Origin of the sequence: Denitromonas iodatirespirans (assembly GCF_018524365.1) — a bacterium.
Taxonomy (GTDB): Bacteria; Pseudomonadota; Gammaproteobacteria; order Burkholderiales; family Rhodocyclaceae; genus Nitrogeniibacter; species Nitrogeniibacter iodatirespirans.
This window is the reverse complement of the sequence record NZ_JAEKFT010000004.1, coordinates 154,314-171,917: the sequence shown is the minus strand read 5'-3', so window position 1 is coordinate 171,917 and position 17,604 is coordinate 154,314. Positions and strand designations below refer to the sequence as shown.

The window sequence follows — 17,604 nt, the reverse complement described above, 5'->3', positions numbered from 1 at the left end:
GTTTCGTTCTGTGTCGAGTGTTGAGATGACTTCGAATTCTGCTTTTCCGGCCACCCGCATGCGTCGCATGCGCCGCGACGACTTTTCCCGCCGCCTGATGCGCGAGAACGAACTGTCGGTCAATGACCTGATCTACCCGGTGTTTGTCCTGCCCGGCCAGGGCCAGCGCCAGACGGTGGCTTCCATGCCCGGCGTCGAGCGGGTGTCGCTGGATGGCTTGCTGGGCGTGGCCGATCAGGCGGTGTCGCTGGGCGTGCCGGCGCTGGCGCTGTTCCCGGTGATCGAGGCCGGCAAGAAAAGCGAGGCGGCCGAAGAGGCCTGGAATCCCGAGGGGCTGGTGCCGACCGTGGTGCGTGCACTCAAGGCGCGTTTTCCCGAGCTGGGCGTGATCACCGATGTGGCCCTCGATCCCTACACCAGCCATGGGCAGGACGGGCTGATCGACGCCTCTGGCTATGTGATGAACGACGAGACGCTCGAAGCGCTCGCCAAGCAGGCGCGCAGCCATGCCGACGCCGGTGCCGACATCGTGGCGCCGTCCGACATGATGGACGGCCGTGTGGCCCGCATCCGCGCCGAACTCGATGCCGGTGGCCACATCCTGACGCGCATCCTCGCCTATTCGGCCAAATACGCCTCCAGCTACTACGGGCCCTTCCGCGATGCCGTGGGCTCCTCGGGCAACCTGGGCGGCGGCAACAAATACACCTATCAGATGGATCCGGCCAACTCGGACGAGGCGATCCGCGAGGTATCGCTGGATATCGCGGAAGGCGCCGACATGTTCATGGTCAAGCCCGGCATGCCGTATCTGGACATCGTGCGGCGGGTCAAGACCGAGCTGCAGGTGCCGACCTTCGTCTATCAGGTCAGTGGCGAATATGCCATGCTCAAGGCCGCGGGGGCCAACGGCTGGTTGGACGAAAAAGCCTGCGCGCTCGAAGCGCTGGTGGCTTTCAAGCGGGCCGGGGCCGACGGCGTGCTCACCTATTTCGCGCTGGACGCCGCGCGCTGGCTCAAAGCCGGACAGTGAGCTTCACGCTCCGACCGATGGCCGCCGGTGATTTGCCGGCGGTGCTGCAAGTCCAGCGCCTGGCTTATGGCGACGCCTACCAGGAGCTGGCTGAGGTGCTCGACGCCAAGCGTCAGCGCAGCCCTGCGGCATGCTGGGTGGCCAGCGATGCGGCGGGTAGGATGTTGGGCTATGTGCTGGCCCATGACTGGCCGGGCGAGGCGCCGCCGCCGTTGCATGCATCGCTGCCGGATGTCGCTGGTGGCCGGGGCGCCTTTCTGCACGATCTGGCGGTTGCTCCGAGGGCGCACGGAACAGGCGTTGGTCGGAGCCTGTTCCGTGCGCCATTGGGTGAGGCAGGCCGGGCATGAGGTATTGACGCTGGTGTCGCTGGCCGATGCGGTGGGGTACTGGCGTCGGGCCGGCTTCGTCGATCATGTGCCGCAGCCGGCGGCAGCCCTGGTCAGCTACGGCGAGGGCGCACGCTACATGCGCCTCGCGCTCACGCCCTGATACCGAGCCGTCCGACGGCGCGCGGCAGCGCCAGTACGCTCGGCAACTTCACATCGACATAGGCTGGCCGGCCGCTGGCGCGGCTGATCCACACCGTGCGCATGCCGAGGCGCTTGGCCGCCTTGAGATTGGCCAGACTGTCTTCGACCAGAATGCAGCGCGACGGCTGCAGGCGATGGTCGGCCAGCAGGTGGCGGAAGGCGCGATGGCCGGGCTTGGGCTGCAGGCGCATCTGCTCGATGGCGAACACGCGATCGAACGCATGTCGAATCCCCATGATGCTCAGCACCGCGTTGGCATAGTCGGCCGGCCCGTTCGAGAACACGATCTTCCGCCCCGGCAGGCGCCTGAGGCCATGGCGCAGGGCGCGGTCGAAGACCACCAGATCATGCAGCCGGTCGAAGCGGTGCGTCTCGCGCAGGAAATGGGCGGCGTCGGTGCCGTGATGGCGCATCAGGCCCAGCAGCGTGGCGCCGTAGCGGTGCCAGTAGCAGGTGCGCAACGCGTTGGCCTCGCCTTCATCCACCGCCAGATGACGCATGATGTACTCGGTCATGCTGCGGTTGATGTGCGGAAAGATGTGCGCGCTGGCGGTGTGCAGCGTATCGTCCAGATCGAACAGCCACACGGGTCCAAGGCTCATCGCGGCCCGCCCCGGCGCGGCTGGAAATGGACGATCGCGTGGCCGTCGGCGGTGGTGCGCGGTTCGGGCTTCCAGGCGTGGCCGTAGACGATCTCGAAGGTGGCCGGCAGCCGGCCATCGGTTCGGCGCGCCTCATAGCGCGCGCGTGCCCGTTGCCAGGCGGATTTTCCGCTCAGGCCGCGCGGGCGCGCTGCGCTGGCGTTGGCGCTGCCGGATTGGCGCAGGTCGGCGAACAGGCTGTCGAGATCGGTGTAGGTCAGGGTCAGCCGGTCCATGTCCATCACCGGATCGCTGAAACCGGCCGCCACCAAGGCGTCGCCGATGTCGTGCATGTCGATGAAGCGGTGCACGCGCTGGCCCTCGGCATCGGCGAAGGCGTCGCGCAGCTCGCGCAAGGTGTCGGGGCCGAGGGTGGCGAACATCAACATGCCGCCGACCTTCATCACCCGCGCCATTTCCTTGAGGGCCGGGGCCGGGTCGTCGAGCCAGTTGAGCATCAGGTTCGACCACAGCATGTCGAAGCGGCCGTGGGCAAAGGGCAGGGCGGCAGCGTCGGCGGCCGCGAGCTGTGGCCGGCTACCGCGCCCGAGCAGGCGCTGGACGCGGCCGACCGGTGGGGTCGCCTTGCGCAGCATGGCCGGCGCGATGTCGGCCCCGATGCGCAGCGCCTTGGGGTAGCGCTCGGCAAGCCGGCGCAGGTCGCGGCCGGTGCCGCAGCCCAGATCGAGAATGGCGTCGGGCTGGTGGAGGATGCCTTCGAGGCGCTCGTCCATCTGCTGCGCGACAGCGCGTGCCAGCGCATCGACGCCGTCGTAGCTGTCGGCGGCGGCGTCGAAGTGCCGCCGGATGCAACCGGCTTCGAGATGAAAGTCGCCCGCCATCGAGTGCTTAGATGGCCTTCAGTCCGAGTTTGGCGAAGAGCTGTTCGTCGCGATCGGTGTCCGGATTGTCGGTGGTCAGCAGGCGCTCGCCGTAGAACATCGAGTTGGCACCGGCGAAGAAGCACAGCGCCTGCATCTCGTCGCTCATCTGCTGGCGACCGGCCGACAGGCGCACGAAGCTCTTCGGCATGGTGATGCGCGCAGCGGCGATGGTGCGCACGAACTCGATCGGATCGACCTGTTCGCTCTCGGCCATCGGCGTGCCTTCGATCGCCACCAGGTTGTTGATGGGCACCGACTCGGGCGGCGGGTTCATGTTGGCCAGCTGGGCGATCATGGCGGCGCGGCTGCGGCGCCGTTCGCCCATGCCGATGATGCCGCCGCAGCACACGTTGATGCCGGCGTTGCGTACCCGGTCGAGGGTGTCGAGGCGGTCTTGGAAGGTGTGGGTGGTGATCACTTGGCCGTAGAACTCGGGCGCGGTATCGATGTTGTGGTTGTAGTAGTCGAGGCCGGCGTCGCGCAGTTTTTCGGCCTGACCGTCCTTGAGCATGCCGAGGGTGACGCAGGTCTCCAGCCCCAGGGCCTTGACCTCGCGGATCATGTCGATCACCGGTTCGAGGTCTTTGTCTTTCGGGCCGCGCCAGGCCGCGCCCATGCAGAAGCGGCTCGAGCCCTTGGCCTTGGCGGCGCGGGCGTTTTCCAGCACTTCGTCGAGCGGCAGCAGACGTTCGCGCTCCAGGCCGGTATCGTAGCGGGCCGATTGCGAGCAGTAGCCGCAGTCTTCGGAGCAGCCGCCGGTCTTGATCGACAGCAGCGTGGAGCGCTGGACGGCGTTCGGGTCGAAGTGCTCACGGTGCACTTGCTGTGCCCGGAACAGCAGATCGTTGAAGGGTAGCTCGAACAGCGCCTCGATTTCAGCGACCTGCCACTTGCGAGCCGCGGGCGTGGCGGCATTTGCCGTTTGGGGGGCTGCTTGTTGAGAAGTCATTGTCATGGCGTGGGGAGTTTCTGTAATTAAGAATTAGGGAGAGGTGAGCCGAAAAATTTTTTCATTATAGAGGCTCGTTCCGGGATTGGGTTGGATTGTGGTGCACCGCGCTGCGCCGACGGCGCCCTGCGGTCTGCTGTGTCCCGATACCGGGTCACGCGCATTGTCTGGGATGGACTGCAAGCGGGGCATCGCTGGTGGACATGCCCCGTATGGCAGACCGTTTTTCGTCCGGACTCAACCCGGGGGCGGAATTTTCATGGTGGAAGGCATCCGGCCAGAGCTGTCGTCCGGCGCTAGCAGGTATCGCGGCTCATCGTGCTGCGGGCAGTTGTGTCGGTGGCGCTGCGGGCGGGCGCTTCTCGCCGCGCTCGCCCCGAGCCTTCGAGCGGCAGAAAGGGGCGTGTCGGTACGTCGGCCTGCGTTCGGAGGTGCGACGGCTTGCATCGGGCCGAGCAGATTCGCGCGGGGCTGCCTACCGTCTTCGTTGGCGCGGGACCGGGGTGTGTCCAGAGGCTTCGACCAAGGGCGGGCGGTTGCGGACGGGCATCGACGATGCCCTTCTGCAACCGCCGCAGGTCGCTACGCGTAGGTTGGTGAAAAGCCGGTGCCCAGCGATTCGCTCGGTCCGTTGTTGCTCCAGTAGGGCGAGAGTTTGCGCAGCTGCTCGATGATGGGCGGGGTGGCGGAAATTACGTGCTGGATTTCTTCGGCCGTGTTCCAGCGCGACAGCGAGAAGCGGATGGTGCCGTGGGCGGCGGTGTAGGGAATGCCCATCGCGCGCATGACATGGGACGGTTCGAGCGAGCCCGAGGTGCATGCCGAGCCGGAGCTGGCCGCGATGCCCAGTTTGTTGAGCAGCAACAGGATGGCTTCGCCTTCGATGTATTCGAAGGCGATGTTGCTGGTGTTGGGCAGGCGATGGCGGGTGTCGCCGGTGGCGAAGCAATGGGTGATCTGGCTCAGCAGGCCCTGCTCGAGCTGATCGCGCAGCCCGCGTACCTGGGTGTTTTCGGTGGACAGATGCTCCAGGGCGAGTTCGCAGGCTTTGCCGAGGCCGACGATGGCGGCCGAGTTTTCGGTGCCGGCCCGCCGACCGCGCTCCTGGTGGCCGCCGCGCAGGAGGGGGCGGAAACGGCAGCCCCGGCGCAGATAGAGTGCGCCGATGCCTTTGGGCGCATGGAGTTTGTGGCCCGATAGCGAGAGCATGTCGATTTTTGTCCGCTTCAGATCGATCGGGATCTTGCCCACGGCCTGTACGGCGTCGGTGTGAAACATGATGCCTTTCGCTGCGGCGATCTCGGCCATTTCCTCGACCGGAAAGAGGGTGCCGGTTTCGTTGTTGGCCCACATGGCGGAGACGACGGCAACGCGCTCGTGCAGCATCGATTTGTACTCATCCAGATCGATGCGTCCGCGCTTGTCCACCTTGAGTGTGTGCACGATGTAGCCTTCTTTTTCCAGCCACTCGCCGAGACTGAGGATGGCCGGGTGCTCCACCGCCGTGATGATGACCGTGTTGCGCTCGGGCTGGGCTTTGAGCGCGGAGAGGATGGCGGTGGCGTCGGACTCGGTCCCGCAGGAGGTGAAGATGATCTCGGATTCATGCTCGGCGCCGATCAGCGCCTGCACCTGGGCGCGCGCGGTCTTCAACGCGCGCCCCACCTGACTGCCGAACGCGTGCATGGACGAGGCGTTGCCGAAGTGCTCGGTGAAGAAGGGCAGCATGGCCTCGACCACCGCCGGGTCCACGCGGGTGGTGGCGTTGTTGTCCAGATAGATGGGTTTCATGGGGCGACTCCTCTCAAACCTGTCGGGGCGGGGGTCAGACGTCGACCGGCATGTGCGAGGCCGGCAGGACCTGAACCAGTTCGCCGAGCGCTTCGATCATCTTTTGCTGAATGCCGCCGAGGGTGGCCGCTTCCATCATGCAGCCGGCGCAGGCACCGGTCAGATGCACGTAGATCTTCTTGCCCTGCACATCGGCCAGCGCCACGTCGCCGTGATCGCGCTGGAGCATCGGGCGCACCGATTCGAGCACTTCCTCGATCTTGTGGATCTTCTGTACCAGCGTCATTTTTGCCGCGGGTGCCGGCGCCTCGGCGGTGTTCCCGGCTGGGCGTGGCGGCGGAGCCTCGCCATCGCTGGCGTGTTCGGTCAGCACCTTGGCGAGGATGTCTTCGATGCCTTCATGACAGGCGGCGCAGCCGCCGCCGGCTTTGGTATAGAAGGTGACGTCCTGGACGGTCGTCAGGTTGTTGGCGCGGATCACCTCCTCGATCATCACGGCGTCGATGGCAAAGCACTTGCAGATCAGCGCGCCTTCCTCGTGGTCGTCGCTCCATTCTTCTCCCCGGTAGTTGGCCACTGCCGCCTGCAGGGCTTCCCGGCCCATCACTGAGCAGTGCATCTTCTCCGGCGGCAGGCCGTCGAGATAGTCGGCGATGTCCTGGTTCGACACGTTCAGGGCCTCGTCGAGCGTCATGCCCTTGATGATTTCGGTCAGCGCTGATGACGAGGCGATGGCTGACCCGCAACCGAAGGTTTGGAAATGCGCGTCCAGGATCACCTCGGACTGCGGGTCGACCTTGAGCATCAGGCGCAGCGCGTCACCACACTGGATGGAGCCCACGTCGCCGATGCCGTTGGCGGCGTCCAGAGGGCCGGAATTGCGCGGGTTGTAGAAGTGCTCGCGCACCTTGTCTGAGTATTCCCACATGGCGCTCTCCAATCAGACGGTGAAGGACTGGCCGCAGGCACAGCTGCCGGCCGCGTTGGGGTTGTCGAACTTGAATCCGGTGTGCGTGAGGGTGTCGATGAAGTCGATAGTGACGTTGTCGATCATTGGCAAGGTCATCGGGTCGACCAGCAGCGTGATGCCGTCGATGTCCATTTCCCAGTCATCGGCGTCCTTCTGCGCTTCGAGCTTCATGCCATATTGCAGCCCCGAACATCCCCCGCCGGAGACGACCAGACGCAGGCCGGCCACGGGAGTCTCGGAACCACGGATGAAGCGTTCGACGGCCTGGATGGCTGCAGGGGTGAGGGTGATCATGATCGGTCTCCAAGGATTGACGAGCAGATATGTGCAATCCCTGTGCCACCCCTGAAAAGTGTTGTAAGTGTTTGATAAGAAGTGATTGTTGCATTGCGGCATGTTGTCATGTTTACGACAATGTCAGCCCATGGCGTGCTCGTAGACACGTCCCAGCAACAAGCGCTCGATCGGGGACAGGGCGCGTGCCTCGGTGAGGGCGATGAAATGTGCGCCGACCCGCTCCGCGGCCGCAAACGGGGGGTCGATGGTGGTGAATCGGGCCAGGCCGATGAGGATCTTGCAGGTCGGGGTGTCCGCCCAGGCGTGAAAGCCGGTGTCGGCGACGAGTGCGTCCGGGGCTAGCGCCAAGTGCGCGACGGCCTGGCGGAGTGCGGCGGCCGGGTGAATGGACACCGGAGGCGCCTCGTCCGGTGGGCGCAGGCGGGCATGGGGGGGAAGCGGGGAAAACCCGACAACGCCGTGGGTACCGCACAGAAATCGCACGCGGGCACTGGTGGCTTGTTTGTGCAGCAGCACGAGGCGTGTTTCCGGGGGTGGCATGGGACTCAAGCGGGTTGTGCCACGATCACCGCATCGCCGCGCAGCGCGTCTGCGCTCCCCCATACCTGCACCGCCTCGACATAGTAGTCGGGGCGGGTCGGGTGGGCGGCGAGCACCTGGTAGTCGGCGAACACGCGACCGTCGGCAAAGAACGTGGCTGTGCCAAAACGCGGGCCGCCGCGCCAGGTCACCACCACGGCCGGTGCGCGGGAAAAGGGATCCTCCCGCGTTTCGGACGTGGTGGCCGGCCAGGTGGGTTCGTTGCCGAGGCAGATGCCGATCTTTGCCGCCTGCGCGCGCAGCGCGGAGCACACCGCACGGCCGAACGCCTCGGTCGGGGGCAGGGCGGCGCTCATGCCGGTGCGTAGCGGTAGCAGTTCTTCGGGCAGACACGACCGCAGGCGCCGCAACCAATGCAGTCCATGGCGTTGGCAATGGCCATCACCATCATGTTGTCTTCGTCGTCGTCCTCATCCTCGTCGAGTTCGCGCTCGACCAGATCGAGCACATTGCGCGGGCACACCTTGTAGCAACGCCCACAGCCGATGCACCGGGTCTGATCCAGATCGGTGACGAAGTGCGGCGTCCATTCCGCGCCGCCACGGGTCAGCCCGGTGATCATGATGGACTCGCCGTGTGCCGATGCGCGGCCTGCAGGCGCGCGTTGGCTTCGGCCCATGCCTGGCAGGCATCGAACGTGGATTGAGCGATGTCGGGAATCTCGTGGTAGGACGCCGGCAGGCGATCTTCCACCAGGTCGTGCAATTGCGAAGCCCACTCGGCGGCAACACGCTTGCGCTTCTTGACTTCCTTGTCGAGTTGCTTGAGCTCGTCATCGGTCATGGCAGCGCTCCTCCCTTACATGCCGGCCACATCGGGATGCTGGCCGATGCGTTCGATGGCGACCGACAAGAGCTTGTCGGCTTCGTCCTTCATCTTCGACAGGCTGGCAAACCCGAAGCGATGGACGTCGCGCAGGGTCTTGTCCACGACCACCAGACGGCCCACCGTGATCAGCGCCCGTCCGAAGCCCTCGTGGGTCAGATGGATCAGCGGAACGGCCAGCTGCTTGCACTCCTTCTCGATGAGCACGGCGATGGCGTTGTAGAACGCTTTGACCCGAGACAGGGTTTCCTCGTCCGGGTCGCCGACCAGCGGAATCTGTGCCTTGCGCTCCTTGGTGAGCACGAAGGGATCGAGCAACTTCTCGATCCCGTACCCGGCGTAGGTGCCGTAGGTGTCGAGCGCCCGTGTCTGGCGCGACATCTCCTTGATGAAATCCGTCTCCAGGATGGGATCGGCGGCAATCGTTTCAGTCATGGTGGAACTCCTCGGTCAAGAATCAGGAAGTCGGCGTCAGGCGCGACAGTGTCGGTGTCGGTGTGAGCCCGGGGATGCGTGCGCTCAGTGTCCGCCCGAGCCGAACCGCGACCGCGAAACCGGTCGCCGCGCCGAGCGCCGCGCCCAGGTTGCCGCCGCTGGCATGCCCGATGCCGGCGCCGATCAGCAGGGCCAGTGCCGGGAGCAGGTAGCCGAGCACCGCGTTGAGCACCAGCGCGCGCGCCGTCAGGCGCACCATCACCGGCTCGCCGGTGCGGACGCCGTCGACCGTCGCCAGGCGCAGTATCGTGGCCGGGCGCCCGGCGGCCGACCGGGCGATCCCGCAGTGGCTGCCGTGGCCGCAACTGCGGCAACCGCCGGTCTCGACGCTCACCAAGGCGTCCCCGCCGTCGATCCGGACGACCACGCCGCGGTGCTCGATGGTGTCGGCGCTCATCCGTCCCAGCCCTCGTCTTCCATCGCGCTGAAGCGGTCGTCGCTGCGCCGCTGGGCCGCCATGGCTTTATCCACCCAGGCCACGCCGCCGTCGCGCATCGCGTCCGACAGCTCCTCGAGCAGGACCGGGATGGCGTCGAGTTCGCCAATGCGGATCGGCTGGATGCCGCGGGAGAGCAGTTGCTTGATCGCCGAGGCGCCGATCGCCATGGTGTAGACGGCGTGGCAGCCGGCGAGAAAATCCACCTTGGCGGCCAGCTTCCCTTCGTTGCCATCCATGGCCTCCGCGGCGAACTCGCCGAGCGCGACAAACGAAGCCCGGCCCGGTGCCACCTCGTAGATGGCGAAGGCCTCCGCGGCCCCGAAGTGCTGATTGACGCGCTGACGATCGGTCGTCGCGAACGCGATGCGCAGCACGGTGGACGGCGCCTGCTTAATGGACCAGGCCAGTTGCATCCGGCGCGTGGGGGGCCTCGGCGTCGGCTGCACCTGTCCGATAGGAGGGCTGATAGGGTTCGATGTCATGGTGTGCTCCCAAAAGCAGGTTGGCGAGGTCGAACAGGGCCTGCCGCGAGCCGCGGTAGCCCACCCAGGTCCGCGCGTAGCCGCCCACCAGGTCGTACTGCGGAAACCCCGCTCGCAGCAGCGGCAGGTTGAGGCGGCGTGCGGTTTCGGCGGCGTGGGAATTGGCGATGAGCAGATGTGCGCCGCCGCGGCGGGCGGCGATTTCGAGGTCTTCGAGGTCGCCCACCACGACCTCGGCGAGCGGCAGATGGGTCAGCGCCGGGCCCTTGGCCGGTGTGACGGCGCTGACGATCTCCGCGCCCATGCCGAGCAGGAAGCGTGACAGCTGGCCGAGCACGTCGGGGTCGGCGGCCAGGGCGACCGGCGCGAAGCCGAGCATGAAGTGGCTGTCCACCATGGCGTCCTGCAACTGGGCGCGATGGCGTTCGATGCGCTCGGGGACCGGCCGGCCGGAGATGGTGGCCAGCGCCTGGGTGAAGGCGTCGCAGGCGTCCAGCCCCATCAGGCTGTCGAAACGATAGTCCGGCACGCCGGTGCGCGCCCGCAGCGTGTCGGCTGCGGCGTACAGCGACGGTCCGATCACCAGCGTGGCCGCCGATTCGCCCATGATGGCAATCTCGGCGCGGGGCGTCCCGCCGAGGGTCAGGGCCGAGTACTGTGCCTCGGTGAGATGGCCGTCCAGTGCATCGCCAATGTCCGGCAGCACCACGGCGCGCAGACCGAAGGCCTCGGCCCACTCGCGGATCGCTTCGATGTCACCGGGCGTCAGCATGGCCGAGGCCAGCACGTTGACCTGCCGCGGCCGGCGACCGCCTGCGGTGCCTTCGGGCACCAGGGTGTTGATGATCGCTTCGACCGCCAGCGCATGGCCCGATTCCAGGCAGCCGACGTAGTCCGGCGTGTTCACCGGCACCACGGTCACCCCGGCGAACTGCGGGCATTGGGCGCGGAATTCGCGTACCGCGCGGAGAATGTCCGTCCCCTGGGTCTCCGACAGGCCGGTGGTGACCAGGCCGATCACGTCCGGCGCACTCTTGTCGCACAGCGTGTGCAGCGCCTCGACGATGTTGTCGTCGGCGCCCATGATGCTCGAGACCTGATCCATGGCCGTCGTCTGCAGCGGGATCGGTTCGCGGAAGTGGCGCACGAAAAAGACCTTGCCGAAGGCGGTACATCCTTGCGAGCCATGCATCAGCGGCAGGGCGCGTGCCAGCCCGAGGAAGGCCAGCGAGGCCCCGACGGTCTGGCTGACCTTGAGCGGGCTGACCGCCAGTGCTTTTTTTGAATGGACGATGTGTGCCATGGCGGATTCCTTACACGCTCATCAGGGTGCCGCTGACCGGTTGCGCCCAGGGCGCCGGGCGGCGGACTGCGTCCCACACCGGGCTCTCGATCGACAAGGCCATCTGCCGTGCCAGCTCGACCATGCCGGTGTAACCGGCGTAGGCGAATTCGCGCTCCTGGTTGATATCCAGAAAGGGGATCCTGGCCTTGAGCGCGGTGTACAGGTTGCGGCCGCCGGCGATCAGGATGTCGGCGCGGTACTCGTGATAGACCGAGAGCAGCGCCTTGGGGCTGCCGTCGTCGATCATCCGGGTGTCGTCGCCCATCAGTTCGCGGATGCGCGCCTTGTCTTCTTCGGTCGACTTCTTGGTGCCAGTGGCGACCACCTTCATGCCCAGATCCTGGAGCGCCGAGACGATCGACCAGGACTTCACCCCGCCGGTATAGAGCAGCACCCGTTTGCCGCGCAGGCGCTCGCGCCACGGCGCCAGGGCGGCGTCGGCACGGGCCTGCTCGCGTGCGATGAGCGCTTCGGTGCGGGCGGCCAGATCGGCATCGCCGATCAGGCGGGACAGATCGCGCAGTGCGTTGTTCATGTCCTCGACGCCGTAGAAGCTGCCCTCGAAGTACGGGATGCCGTATTGCTCCTCGAGCTTGCGCGCCACGTTGAGCAGTGCCTTGGCGCAAACCACCATGGTCGCCTGCGCGCGGTGCATGGTCTGCACCTCGGCGAAACGCGCATCGCCCGAGAGGGTGCACAGCACCCGGTAGCCCAGCGCGTCGAGCAGCGGCAGCACATGCCAGAACTCGCCGGCGATGTTGTACTCACCGATGAGGTTGATGTCCCACGTCGGGAGGCCGTCGGGGCGGGCGGGTGCGGTGTCCGGTTCGCGCGTGCCGATCACGTGCTTGAACATCGCTTCGCCAGCCAGGCGGTTGCCCAGATTCTTGGTGCCGTAGAAACCGGCGGCATCGACCGGGACGACGGGTGTGCCCCAGTGTGCGGTGGCTGCCCGGCAGGCCGCCTCCACGTCATCGCCGATCAGTGCCGTGACGCAGGTGTTGTACACAAACACGGCCGCGGGCGAGTAGGAATCGATGGCTTGCTTGATGGCATGGAACAGGCGCTTTTCCCCGCGGCCCATGATCACGTCGGTTTCCGACAGGTCGGTCGTCATGCCGATGCGGAACAGCGCGGGGCCGGAAGCGCGTGTGCCCCGATTGTCCCAGCTCGATCCGGCGCAGGCGATGGGGCCGTGCACGATGTGCGCCACGTCGGCGATGGGGAGCAGCGCGATCTGGGCGCCGTCGAAGGCGCAGCCACCGGCTGCAGCGCCGGGCTTGGGGCGCGCGCAACCCGATTTTTCCTTGCTGTTGTGGTGACAGGCCGGCTCGTCGAGCAGGGCCTGGATCTCGCTGGTCTTCATGGCGTTCTCCACGGTCTCGATGACGATTCAGCAAGTTGAGTGCCAGGTGCAAGGCTTTGATAATCAACGATGTTGCGTGGTGCCACGTGTCGTGAATACGACAACTTAGGGGGAGGTCCGACATTCGCCACGGGGCGACGTCCGGGGGCCGGCTCAATCCGCCTCGTCGATGTCCTTGCGCCGGATGGTGGCTGGATCGGCGATGATGCCGCGGTAGATCTCGACCCGGTCGCCGGCGCTCAGGGGGGCATCGAGCTTCACCATGCGACCGAAGACGCCGACCTTCTGCGTATCCAGATCGATATGCGGGAATTGCTTGAGAATGCCCGAACGCTCGATCGCGTCGCGTACGGTCGACGCGTCCGGCACCTCGATGTTGAGCCATACCTGTTGGCCGGGCTCGGAGTAGGCCACGCCAATCTGCATCAGATGTTCTCCCGGCTTCCGTTGTCAGGCCGTGACCGGGGGCGAGTCGGTCGCCACCGTCGGGGTCGGTGCGTCGCTGCGACGGTTTTCCAGCAGGCGCTTGCCGGCCAGCATGAAGCCGAGCACCGCAAAGCCGCCCGGCGGCAGGATGACCAGCAGTGCGCCGCCGACGCCGGGCAGCGTGAGCTCCAGAAACGCAAAGCCTGGCCCGAGCAGGCTGGAGGCCTGAGCAAACAGGGTGCCGGCGCCGAGGAATTCGCGAACCAGGCCGATCGCGGTCAGCGCACCGGTAAAGCCCAACCCCATGGCCAGCCCGTCGACCGCCGACGGCAGGATCGCCGACCTGGCGGCAAAGGACTCCGCCCGGCCGAGGATGGCGCAGTTGACCACGATGAGCGCAATGAACAGGCCGAGCACCTTGTGCAGATCGTGCAGGTAGGCGCGCATGGTCATATCCACCAATGTGACCAGCGAGGCGATGATGACCACGAAGACCGGGATGCGCACCTGGGGACTGAGCAGCTTGCGGATCGAGGAGACCGCCATGTTGGACAGCACCAGCACGGCGGTGGTGGCCAGCCCCATGCCGAGGCCGTTGGTGCCGCTGGTGGTCACCGCCATGGCCGGGCACAGCGCCAGCATCTGGGTGAGGACCACGTTCTGGTCCCACAGACCCGCTTTGACGATTTCCCCGTAGCGTGTGCTCATGACCCATCTCCCAACATCTGTTCGCGATGTGCGGCGAAAAAATCCAGGCCACCCTTCACCGCGCGGACCACGGCGCGCGGCGTGACGGTGGCGCCGGCAAACTGGTCGAAGACGCCGCCATCCTTTTTGACGGCCCACTGCGCGGGGGCCGGATCGTCCAGCGACCTGCCGGCGAAGCCCTGCGCCCAGTCCGATTTGGCGGGCTCGATCTTGTCGCCCAGCCCGGGGGTCTCGCTGTGCTTGATGATGCGCACGCCGAGGGTCCGGCCATCGGCGTCGACCGCCATCAGCAGCTGGATCTGCGCGGCATAGCCGCGTTCGGACACCTGGAACACGACGGCGCTCACGCGGCCGTTGCGGCGCGCCCGGTAGACGGTGACCGACGTGTCGCCCCGCGGGATCTCGATGACATCGGTCAGGATGTCGTTGTCGGCCAGCCCCTCGGGCAGGACTCGGGTGAGCGACTCGCGCAAGTCGCGCGCTTCGGCGGCGGCAATGGCGTCGTGGGTGAGCAGCGAGGCCAGCGCCAGGGCCCCGCTGGCGAGCAGAGCAACCACCCCGAGCAACACCGGCTGGTAGCCGATTCGCTCGCGAAATCCGGCGCCTGGGGCTGCGTCGGCGCCGGCGGCGGTCATCGGCTCCGGTGTCGCAGGGCTGTCGTGGCGCATGTCAGGTGCCCTCCCGTTCGGGCAGGTCGAGCGGACGGCCGCGGCGGTCGCGCCCCAGCACGCGCGGTTTCACGAAGCGATCGAGGATCGGCGTGAGCGCGTTCATCAGCAGCACGGCGAAGCCCATGCCTTCGGGGTATCCGCCCCAACTGCGGATGATCCAGGCGATCAGGCCGATGCCGAAGCCGAAGACTAGCTGCCCGCTGCGCGTGTTGGGCGACGTGACATAGTCGGTGGCGATGAAGAAGGCGCCGAGCATGGCGCCGCCGCCGAGCAGGTGTACCGACGGGGCCAGGTAGCGGGCCGGATCGAGGCTGTGACCGATGAGCGCCGGCAAGGCCAGCCCGGCCAGCAACGCCAGGGGCGCATGCCAGCTGATCACACCACGGACGATCAGGTATAGACCGCCGGCGAGCAGCAGGACGGCCGACGATTCGCCGAGGCTGCCGGCGCGCAGCCCGGTCCAGGGCAGGGGCGGGGCGGTGTCGCTGCCCGTCACCTGCAGCAGATCCACGCCGCGCATCAGTTCGGTCTTGGCGTGGCCCAACCATGTCGCACTGGTCATCGCATCGGGGATCGGCGCGCCAAGGAAGATCCGCAGGCTGTCGAGCAGCTCCGGTGCCGGCAGTGCGTGGAGCGGCAACGGGCTGATCCATGCCGTCATGGGCAACGGGAAGGACACCAACAGGGCGACCCGCGCCACCATGGCCGGGTTGAAGACGTTCTGCCCGAGACCGCCGAAGACCTGTTTGCCGATGACGATGGCGATGAAACCGCCCACCACCGCCAGCCACCATGGGGCCCACGGCGGCAGGGTCATTGCCAGCAGCCAGCCGGTGAGCGCGGCCGAACCGTCGAACAGCGTCTCGCGCACACGGCCGACGCCCTGCAGGCGCAGGCAGACCGCTTCCCAGAACAGGCAGGCGGCGATGGTGCCCACCCACAAGATGAACGCCGGCCAGCCATAGAGCCAGAAGCCGAACAGCGTGGCGGGGGTGAGCGCCAGCTGCACGTCGAGCATGCAACGGGCGACCGAATTGCCCCCGTGGGCATGCGGGGAGGCGACCGTGGCGGCGCCCTGGGTGAGCGGATTCATGCGGACTCTCCCGCGGTGGCGGTGTCGGTCTTGGCGGCTGCCTTGGCTTCGCGTTCGGCGCGCCGCCGGGCGGCGGCCTCGGCTTTTTCACGGGCCTCGCGCGCCAGCCGGTCGGTACGCTGCTGGGCGAGCCGTTTGGTGGCTTCGTTGCGCAGGCGGTTGCGGTCCTGCCGGGACAGCTCGCCCTTGGCATGCACGAAGTACTGCACCAGCGGAATGCGCGAGGGGCAGACATAGGCGCAACAGCCGCAGGCGATGCAGTCCTTCAAGCCCAGGTCGACCGCGTCGGTGAGCGCATCGTTGCGGATGCGCGCGCTCATCTCGAGGGGTAGCAAGCCCATCGGGCAGGCCTGCACGCAGCGGCCGCAGCGGATGCACGGGTGGCTCTGGCGGGCGGCCGCCTCGTCGGCGTCGAGCGCCAGAATGCCACTGGTCCCTTTGACCACCGGTACGCGCCAGTGCGGGACCTGCAGGCCCATCATCGGCCCGCCGAGCACCCGCCGCGCCAGGCCGAGCCCATCGCCCTTGAGGCCGCCGGCGAAAGCGATGACGTCTTCGGCCAGCGTCCCCAGGCGCACTTCGACGTTGCCCGGCGCATTCATGCAATTGCCGTTGAGCGTGACCAGACGCGACACCAGCGGCTTGCCCTCGACGACGGCCGCGCGCACCGCTCGCGCCGTACCGACGTTATGCACCACCACGCCGATGTCGGCCGGCAGGCCCTCCGCCGGCACTTCCACGCCGGTCAATACCTGCACCAGCTGTTTTTCGGAGCCCATCGGATAGCGGGCGGGTACCGGCCGGATGCGCACGCAGTCGTGCCCTGCGGCGGCCGTGCGCATGGCCGCGATGGCTTCCGGCTTGTTGTCCTCGATGCCGACCAGGGCCGAGGTGGCGCCGGTGGCGCGCAGCATCAGCCGGATGCCCTCGACCACTTCGTCGGCGAAGTCGCGCATCTGGCGGTCGTCGCAGGACAGGTAGGGTTCGCACTCGCCGCCGTTGATCACCAGCGTGTCGACCCGTGCGCGTGCCGCGCCGTCGAGCTTCACCGCGGCGGGAAATGCGGCACCGCCCATGCCGACGATGCCGGCCGCGTAGACCCGTTCGCTGATGGTCTGGGGGGCGAGCTCGAACGGACGCGGACAGGGGCTCAGGGTGCCCCAGACATCGTCGCCGTCGGCCTCGATGACGATGGCCGGCAGGCTCAGTCCCGAGGGGTGCGGTGCGGTGATGTCGGTGACGGCCACGACGGTGCCGGAGGTGGGGGCATGGATCGGTGCCGACACCATGCCTTGCGCGTCCGCGATCCGTTCGCCCTTGCGGACCTTCTGGCCGACCACGACCGTCGGCCGCGCGGCGCCACCCAAGTGCTGCTGCACTGGCAGGTACAGTCGCGCGGGGAGGGGCATCACGCGCAGCGGGGCGTCGGCCGCCGGGCGTTTGTGGTCGTCCGGGTGGATGCCCCAGTCACGACCGGAAAATGGCTTGAGCAGGCGGGTCAGGCGCATGGCATCCCCCGATAGTGCAGGGCGGGCTTGGGCATCACCCAGTGCTGCAGAGTGATCGGCGTCGGGCGCATCGCCAGCGCGTCGGTGGGGCATTTTTCAATGCAGTTGCTGCAGCCGGTACAGGCGTCGCGCATGACGTTGTGGATCTGTTTGGCTGCGCCGATGATCGCGTCGGTGGGGCACACCTTGCTGCAGCGGCAGCAGCCGATGCACAGCTCCTCGGCGACCACGGCCACTTTCGGCCCCTCGTCGGCCACGGTTGTCAGATCGAGCGTCAGGCCCAGTTTGGCCGCGATGGCCGCGGCCAGCGGCTTGCCGCCGGGTGGGCAGCAGGTCGGCGGCGCCGTGCCGTCGATGATCGCTTCGGCGGCCTTGCCGCAGCCAGGAAAGCCGCATTGCCCGCAGTTGGAGCCGGGCATCATGTCGGTCAGCTCATCGACGATCGGATTGCCCTCGACACGCAGCCAGCGACTGGCGGCGCCCAGCAAGAGGCCGAGGGCGGCACCCAGGAGCGCGAGGCTGGAGACAGCGGCAAGCATGAGCAAATC

24 protein-coding genes are annotated in these 17,604 nt (G+C 67.1%); 3 read left to right on the top strand and 21 right to left on the bottom strand.

All coding sequences use genetic code 11. The features are described 5' to 3' along the window. The first annotated feature begins 25 nt into the window (after positions 1-25). Genes hemB through I8J34_RS05135 form a run of 3 tightly spaced genes read left to right on the top strand, consistent with a single transcriptional unit; the run spans position 26 to position 1,525 of the window. Positions 26-1,033, top strand: a complete 1,008-nt coding sequence (gene hemB / locus I8J34_RS05145; protein WP_214360312.1) for a porphobilinogen synthase — start codon at positions 26-28, stop codon at positions 1,031-1,033. Further along, a complete protein-coding gene (locus tag I8J34_RS05140) occupies positions 1,030-1,383 on the top strand; it encodes a GNAT family N-acetyltransferase (RefSeq protein ID WP_214360311.1) in 354 nt (117 codons plus the stop codon). Before hemB ends, I8J34_RS05140 begins: the two co-directional genes overlap by 4 nt. Further along, the gene (locus tag I8J34_RS05135) at positions 1,352-1,525 is read left to right on the top strand and encodes a hypothetical protein (RefSeq protein ID WP_214360310.1); all 174 of its coding nucleotides are present in this window, start codon (positions 1,352-1,354) and stop codon (positions 1,523-1,525) included. The genes I8J34_RS05140 and I8J34_RS05135 overlap by 32 nt, the downstream gene beginning before the upstream one ends. On the opposite strand, the gene I8J34_RS05130 is transcribed toward I8J34_RS05135, so the two are convergent. The 21 genes from I8J34_RS05130 to I8J34_RS05030 all read right to left on the bottom strand — a co-directional run bounded on the left by I8J34_RS05130 (position 1,515) and on the right by I8J34_RS05030 (position 17,595). Then, positions 1,515-2,168, bottom strand: a complete 654-nt coding sequence (locus I8J34_RS05130; protein WP_214360309.1) for a pyrimidine 5'-nucleotidase — start codon at positions 2,166-2,168, stop codon at positions 1,515-1,517. The two genes, I8J34_RS05135 and I8J34_RS05130, sit on opposite strands and share 11 nt — an antisense overlap. Beyond that, on the bottom strand, positions 2,165-3,049 hold the full coding sequence (gene bioC / locus I8J34_RS05125; protein WP_214360308.1) for a malonyl-ACP O-methyltransferase BioC: 885 nt from the start codon (positions 3,047-3,049) through the stop codon (positions 2,165-2,167). The genes I8J34_RS05130 and bioC overlap by 4 nt, the downstream gene beginning before the upstream one ends. 7 nt (positions 3,050-3,056) lie before the next feature. After that, positions 3,057-4,040, bottom strand: coding sequence for a biotin synthase BioB (bioB, locus tag I8J34_RS05120; RefSeq protein ID WP_214360307.1), 984 nt, complete (start codon positions 4,038-4,040; stop codon positions 3,057-3,059). A 582-nt stretch (positions 4,041-4,622) separates the two neighbouring features. Next, on the bottom strand, positions 4,623-5,831 hold the full coding sequence (gene nifS / locus I8J34_RS05115; RefSeq protein ID WP_214360306.1) for a cysteine desulfurase NifS: 1,209 nt from the start codon (positions 5,829-5,831) through the stop codon (positions 4,623-4,625). A 34-nt stretch (positions 5,832-5,865) separates the two neighbouring features. Next, the gene (nifU, locus tag I8J34_RS05110; protein WP_214360305.1) at positions 5,866-6,759 is read right to left on the bottom strand and encodes a Fe-S cluster assembly protein NifU; all 894 of its coding nucleotides are present in this window, start codon (positions 6,757-6,759) and stop codon (positions 5,866-5,868) included. 12 nt (positions 6,760-6,771) lie between these two features. After that, positions 6,772-7,095, bottom strand: coding sequence for a HesB/IscA family protein (locus tag I8J34_RS05105; protein ID WP_214360304.1), 324 nt, complete (start codon positions 7,093-7,095; stop codon positions 6,772-6,774). 123 nt (positions 7,096-7,218) lie between these two features. Further along, on the bottom strand, positions 7,219-7,491 hold the full coding sequence (locus I8J34_RS05100) for a hypothetical protein (RefSeq protein WP_214360303.1): 273 nt from the start codon (positions 7,489-7,491) through the stop codon (positions 7,219-7,221). Between the two features lie 152 nt (positions 7,492-7,643). Next, a complete protein-coding gene (locus I8J34_RS05095) occupies positions 7,644-7,994 on the bottom strand; it encodes a hypothetical protein (RefSeq protein ID WP_214360302.1) in 351 nt (116 codons plus the stop codon). Further along, positions 7,991-8,260 carry a ferredoxin III, nif-specific gene (gene fdxB / locus I8J34_RS05090; RefSeq protein WP_214360301.1) on the bottom strand — a complete coding sequence of 90 codons (270 nt, stop codon included), beginning with the start codon at positions 8,258-8,260 and terminating at the stop codon, positions 7,991-7,993. Before fdxB ends, I8J34_RS05095 begins: the two co-directional genes overlap by 4 nt. Next, entirely contained in the window at positions 8,257-8,481 is a 225-nt protein-coding gene (locus I8J34_RS05085; protein WP_214360300.1) for a CCE_0567 family metalloprotein, read from the bottom strand. The genes fdxB and I8J34_RS05085 overlap by 4 nt, the downstream gene beginning before the upstream one ends. Positions 8,482-8,496: 15 nt before the next feature. Then, complete coding sequence (locus tag I8J34_RS05080) at positions 8,497-8,958, bottom strand: NifX-associated nitrogen fixation protein (RefSeq protein ID WP_214360299.1); 462 nt, start codon at positions 8,956-8,958, stop codon at positions 8,497-8,499. 22 nt (positions 8,959-8,980) lie between these two features. Next, the gene (locus tag I8J34_RS05075) at positions 8,981-9,415 is read right to left on the bottom strand and encodes a SoxR reducing system RseC family protein (protein WP_214360298.1); all 435 of its coding nucleotides are present in this window, start codon (positions 9,413-9,415) and stop codon (positions 8,981-8,983) included. After that, on the bottom strand, positions 9,412-9,870 hold the full coding sequence (locus I8J34_RS05070; RefSeq protein WP_230411716.1) for a NifB/NifX family molybdenum-iron cluster-binding protein: 459 nt from the start codon (positions 9,868-9,870) through the stop codon (positions 9,412-9,414). The genes I8J34_RS05075 and I8J34_RS05070 overlap by 4 nt, the downstream gene beginning before the upstream one ends. Then, a complete protein-coding gene (gene nifN, locus I8J34_RS05065; protein ID WP_214360296.1) occupies positions 9,848-11,242 on the bottom strand; it encodes a nitrogenase iron-molybdenum cofactor biosynthesis protein NifN in 1,395 nt (464 codons plus the stop codon). Before nifN ends, I8J34_RS05070 begins: the two co-directional genes overlap by 23 nt. Before the next feature lie 10 nt (positions 11,243-11,252). Further along, the gene (gene nifE, locus I8J34_RS05060; RefSeq protein ID WP_214360295.1) at positions 11,253-12,650 is read right to left on the bottom strand and encodes a nitrogenase iron-molybdenum cofactor biosynthesis protein NifE; all 1,398 of its coding nucleotides are present in this window, start codon (positions 12,648-12,650) and stop codon (positions 11,253-11,255) included. A 153-nt stretch (positions 12,651-12,803) separates the two neighbouring features. Beyond that, positions 12,804-13,076, bottom strand: a complete 273-nt coding sequence (locus I8J34_RS05055) for an RnfH family protein (RefSeq protein WP_214360294.1) — start codon at positions 13,074-13,076, stop codon at positions 12,804-12,806. Positions 13,077-13,100: 24 nt separating this feature from the next. Beyond that, a complete protein-coding gene (locus tag I8J34_RS05050) occupies positions 13,101-13,784 on the bottom strand; it encodes an electron transport complex subunit E (RefSeq protein ID WP_214360293.1) in 684 nt (227 codons plus the stop codon). Beyond that, complete coding sequence (gene rsxG, locus I8J34_RS05045) at positions 13,781-14,452, bottom strand: electron transport complex subunit RsxG (RefSeq protein ID WP_230411715.1); 672 nt, start codon at positions 14,450-14,452, stop codon at positions 13,781-13,783. Before rsxG ends, I8J34_RS05050 begins: the two co-directional genes overlap by 4 nt. A gap of 1 nt (position 14,453) precedes the next feature. Beyond that, the gene (locus I8J34_RS05040; protein WP_214360292.1) at positions 14,454-15,548 is read right to left on the bottom strand and encodes an RnfABCDGE type electron transport complex subunit D; all 1,095 of its coding nucleotides are present in this window, start codon (positions 15,546-15,548) and stop codon (positions 14,454-14,456) included. Continuing rightward, positions 15,545-17,056, bottom strand: a complete 1,512-nt coding sequence (rsxC, locus tag I8J34_RS05035) for an electron transport complex subunit RsxC (RefSeq protein WP_214360291.1) — start codon at positions 17,054-17,056, stop codon at positions 15,545-15,547. The genes I8J34_RS05040 and rsxC overlap by 4 nt, the downstream gene beginning before the upstream one ends. Then, positions 17,047-17,595, bottom strand: a complete 549-nt coding sequence (locus I8J34_RS05030; RefSeq protein WP_214360290.1) for an RnfABCDGE type electron transport complex subunit B — start codon at positions 17,593-17,595, stop codon at positions 17,047-17,049. The genes rsxC and I8J34_RS05030 overlap by 10 nt, the downstream gene beginning before the upstream one ends. Positions 17,596-17,604 lie beyond the last annotated feature (9 nt).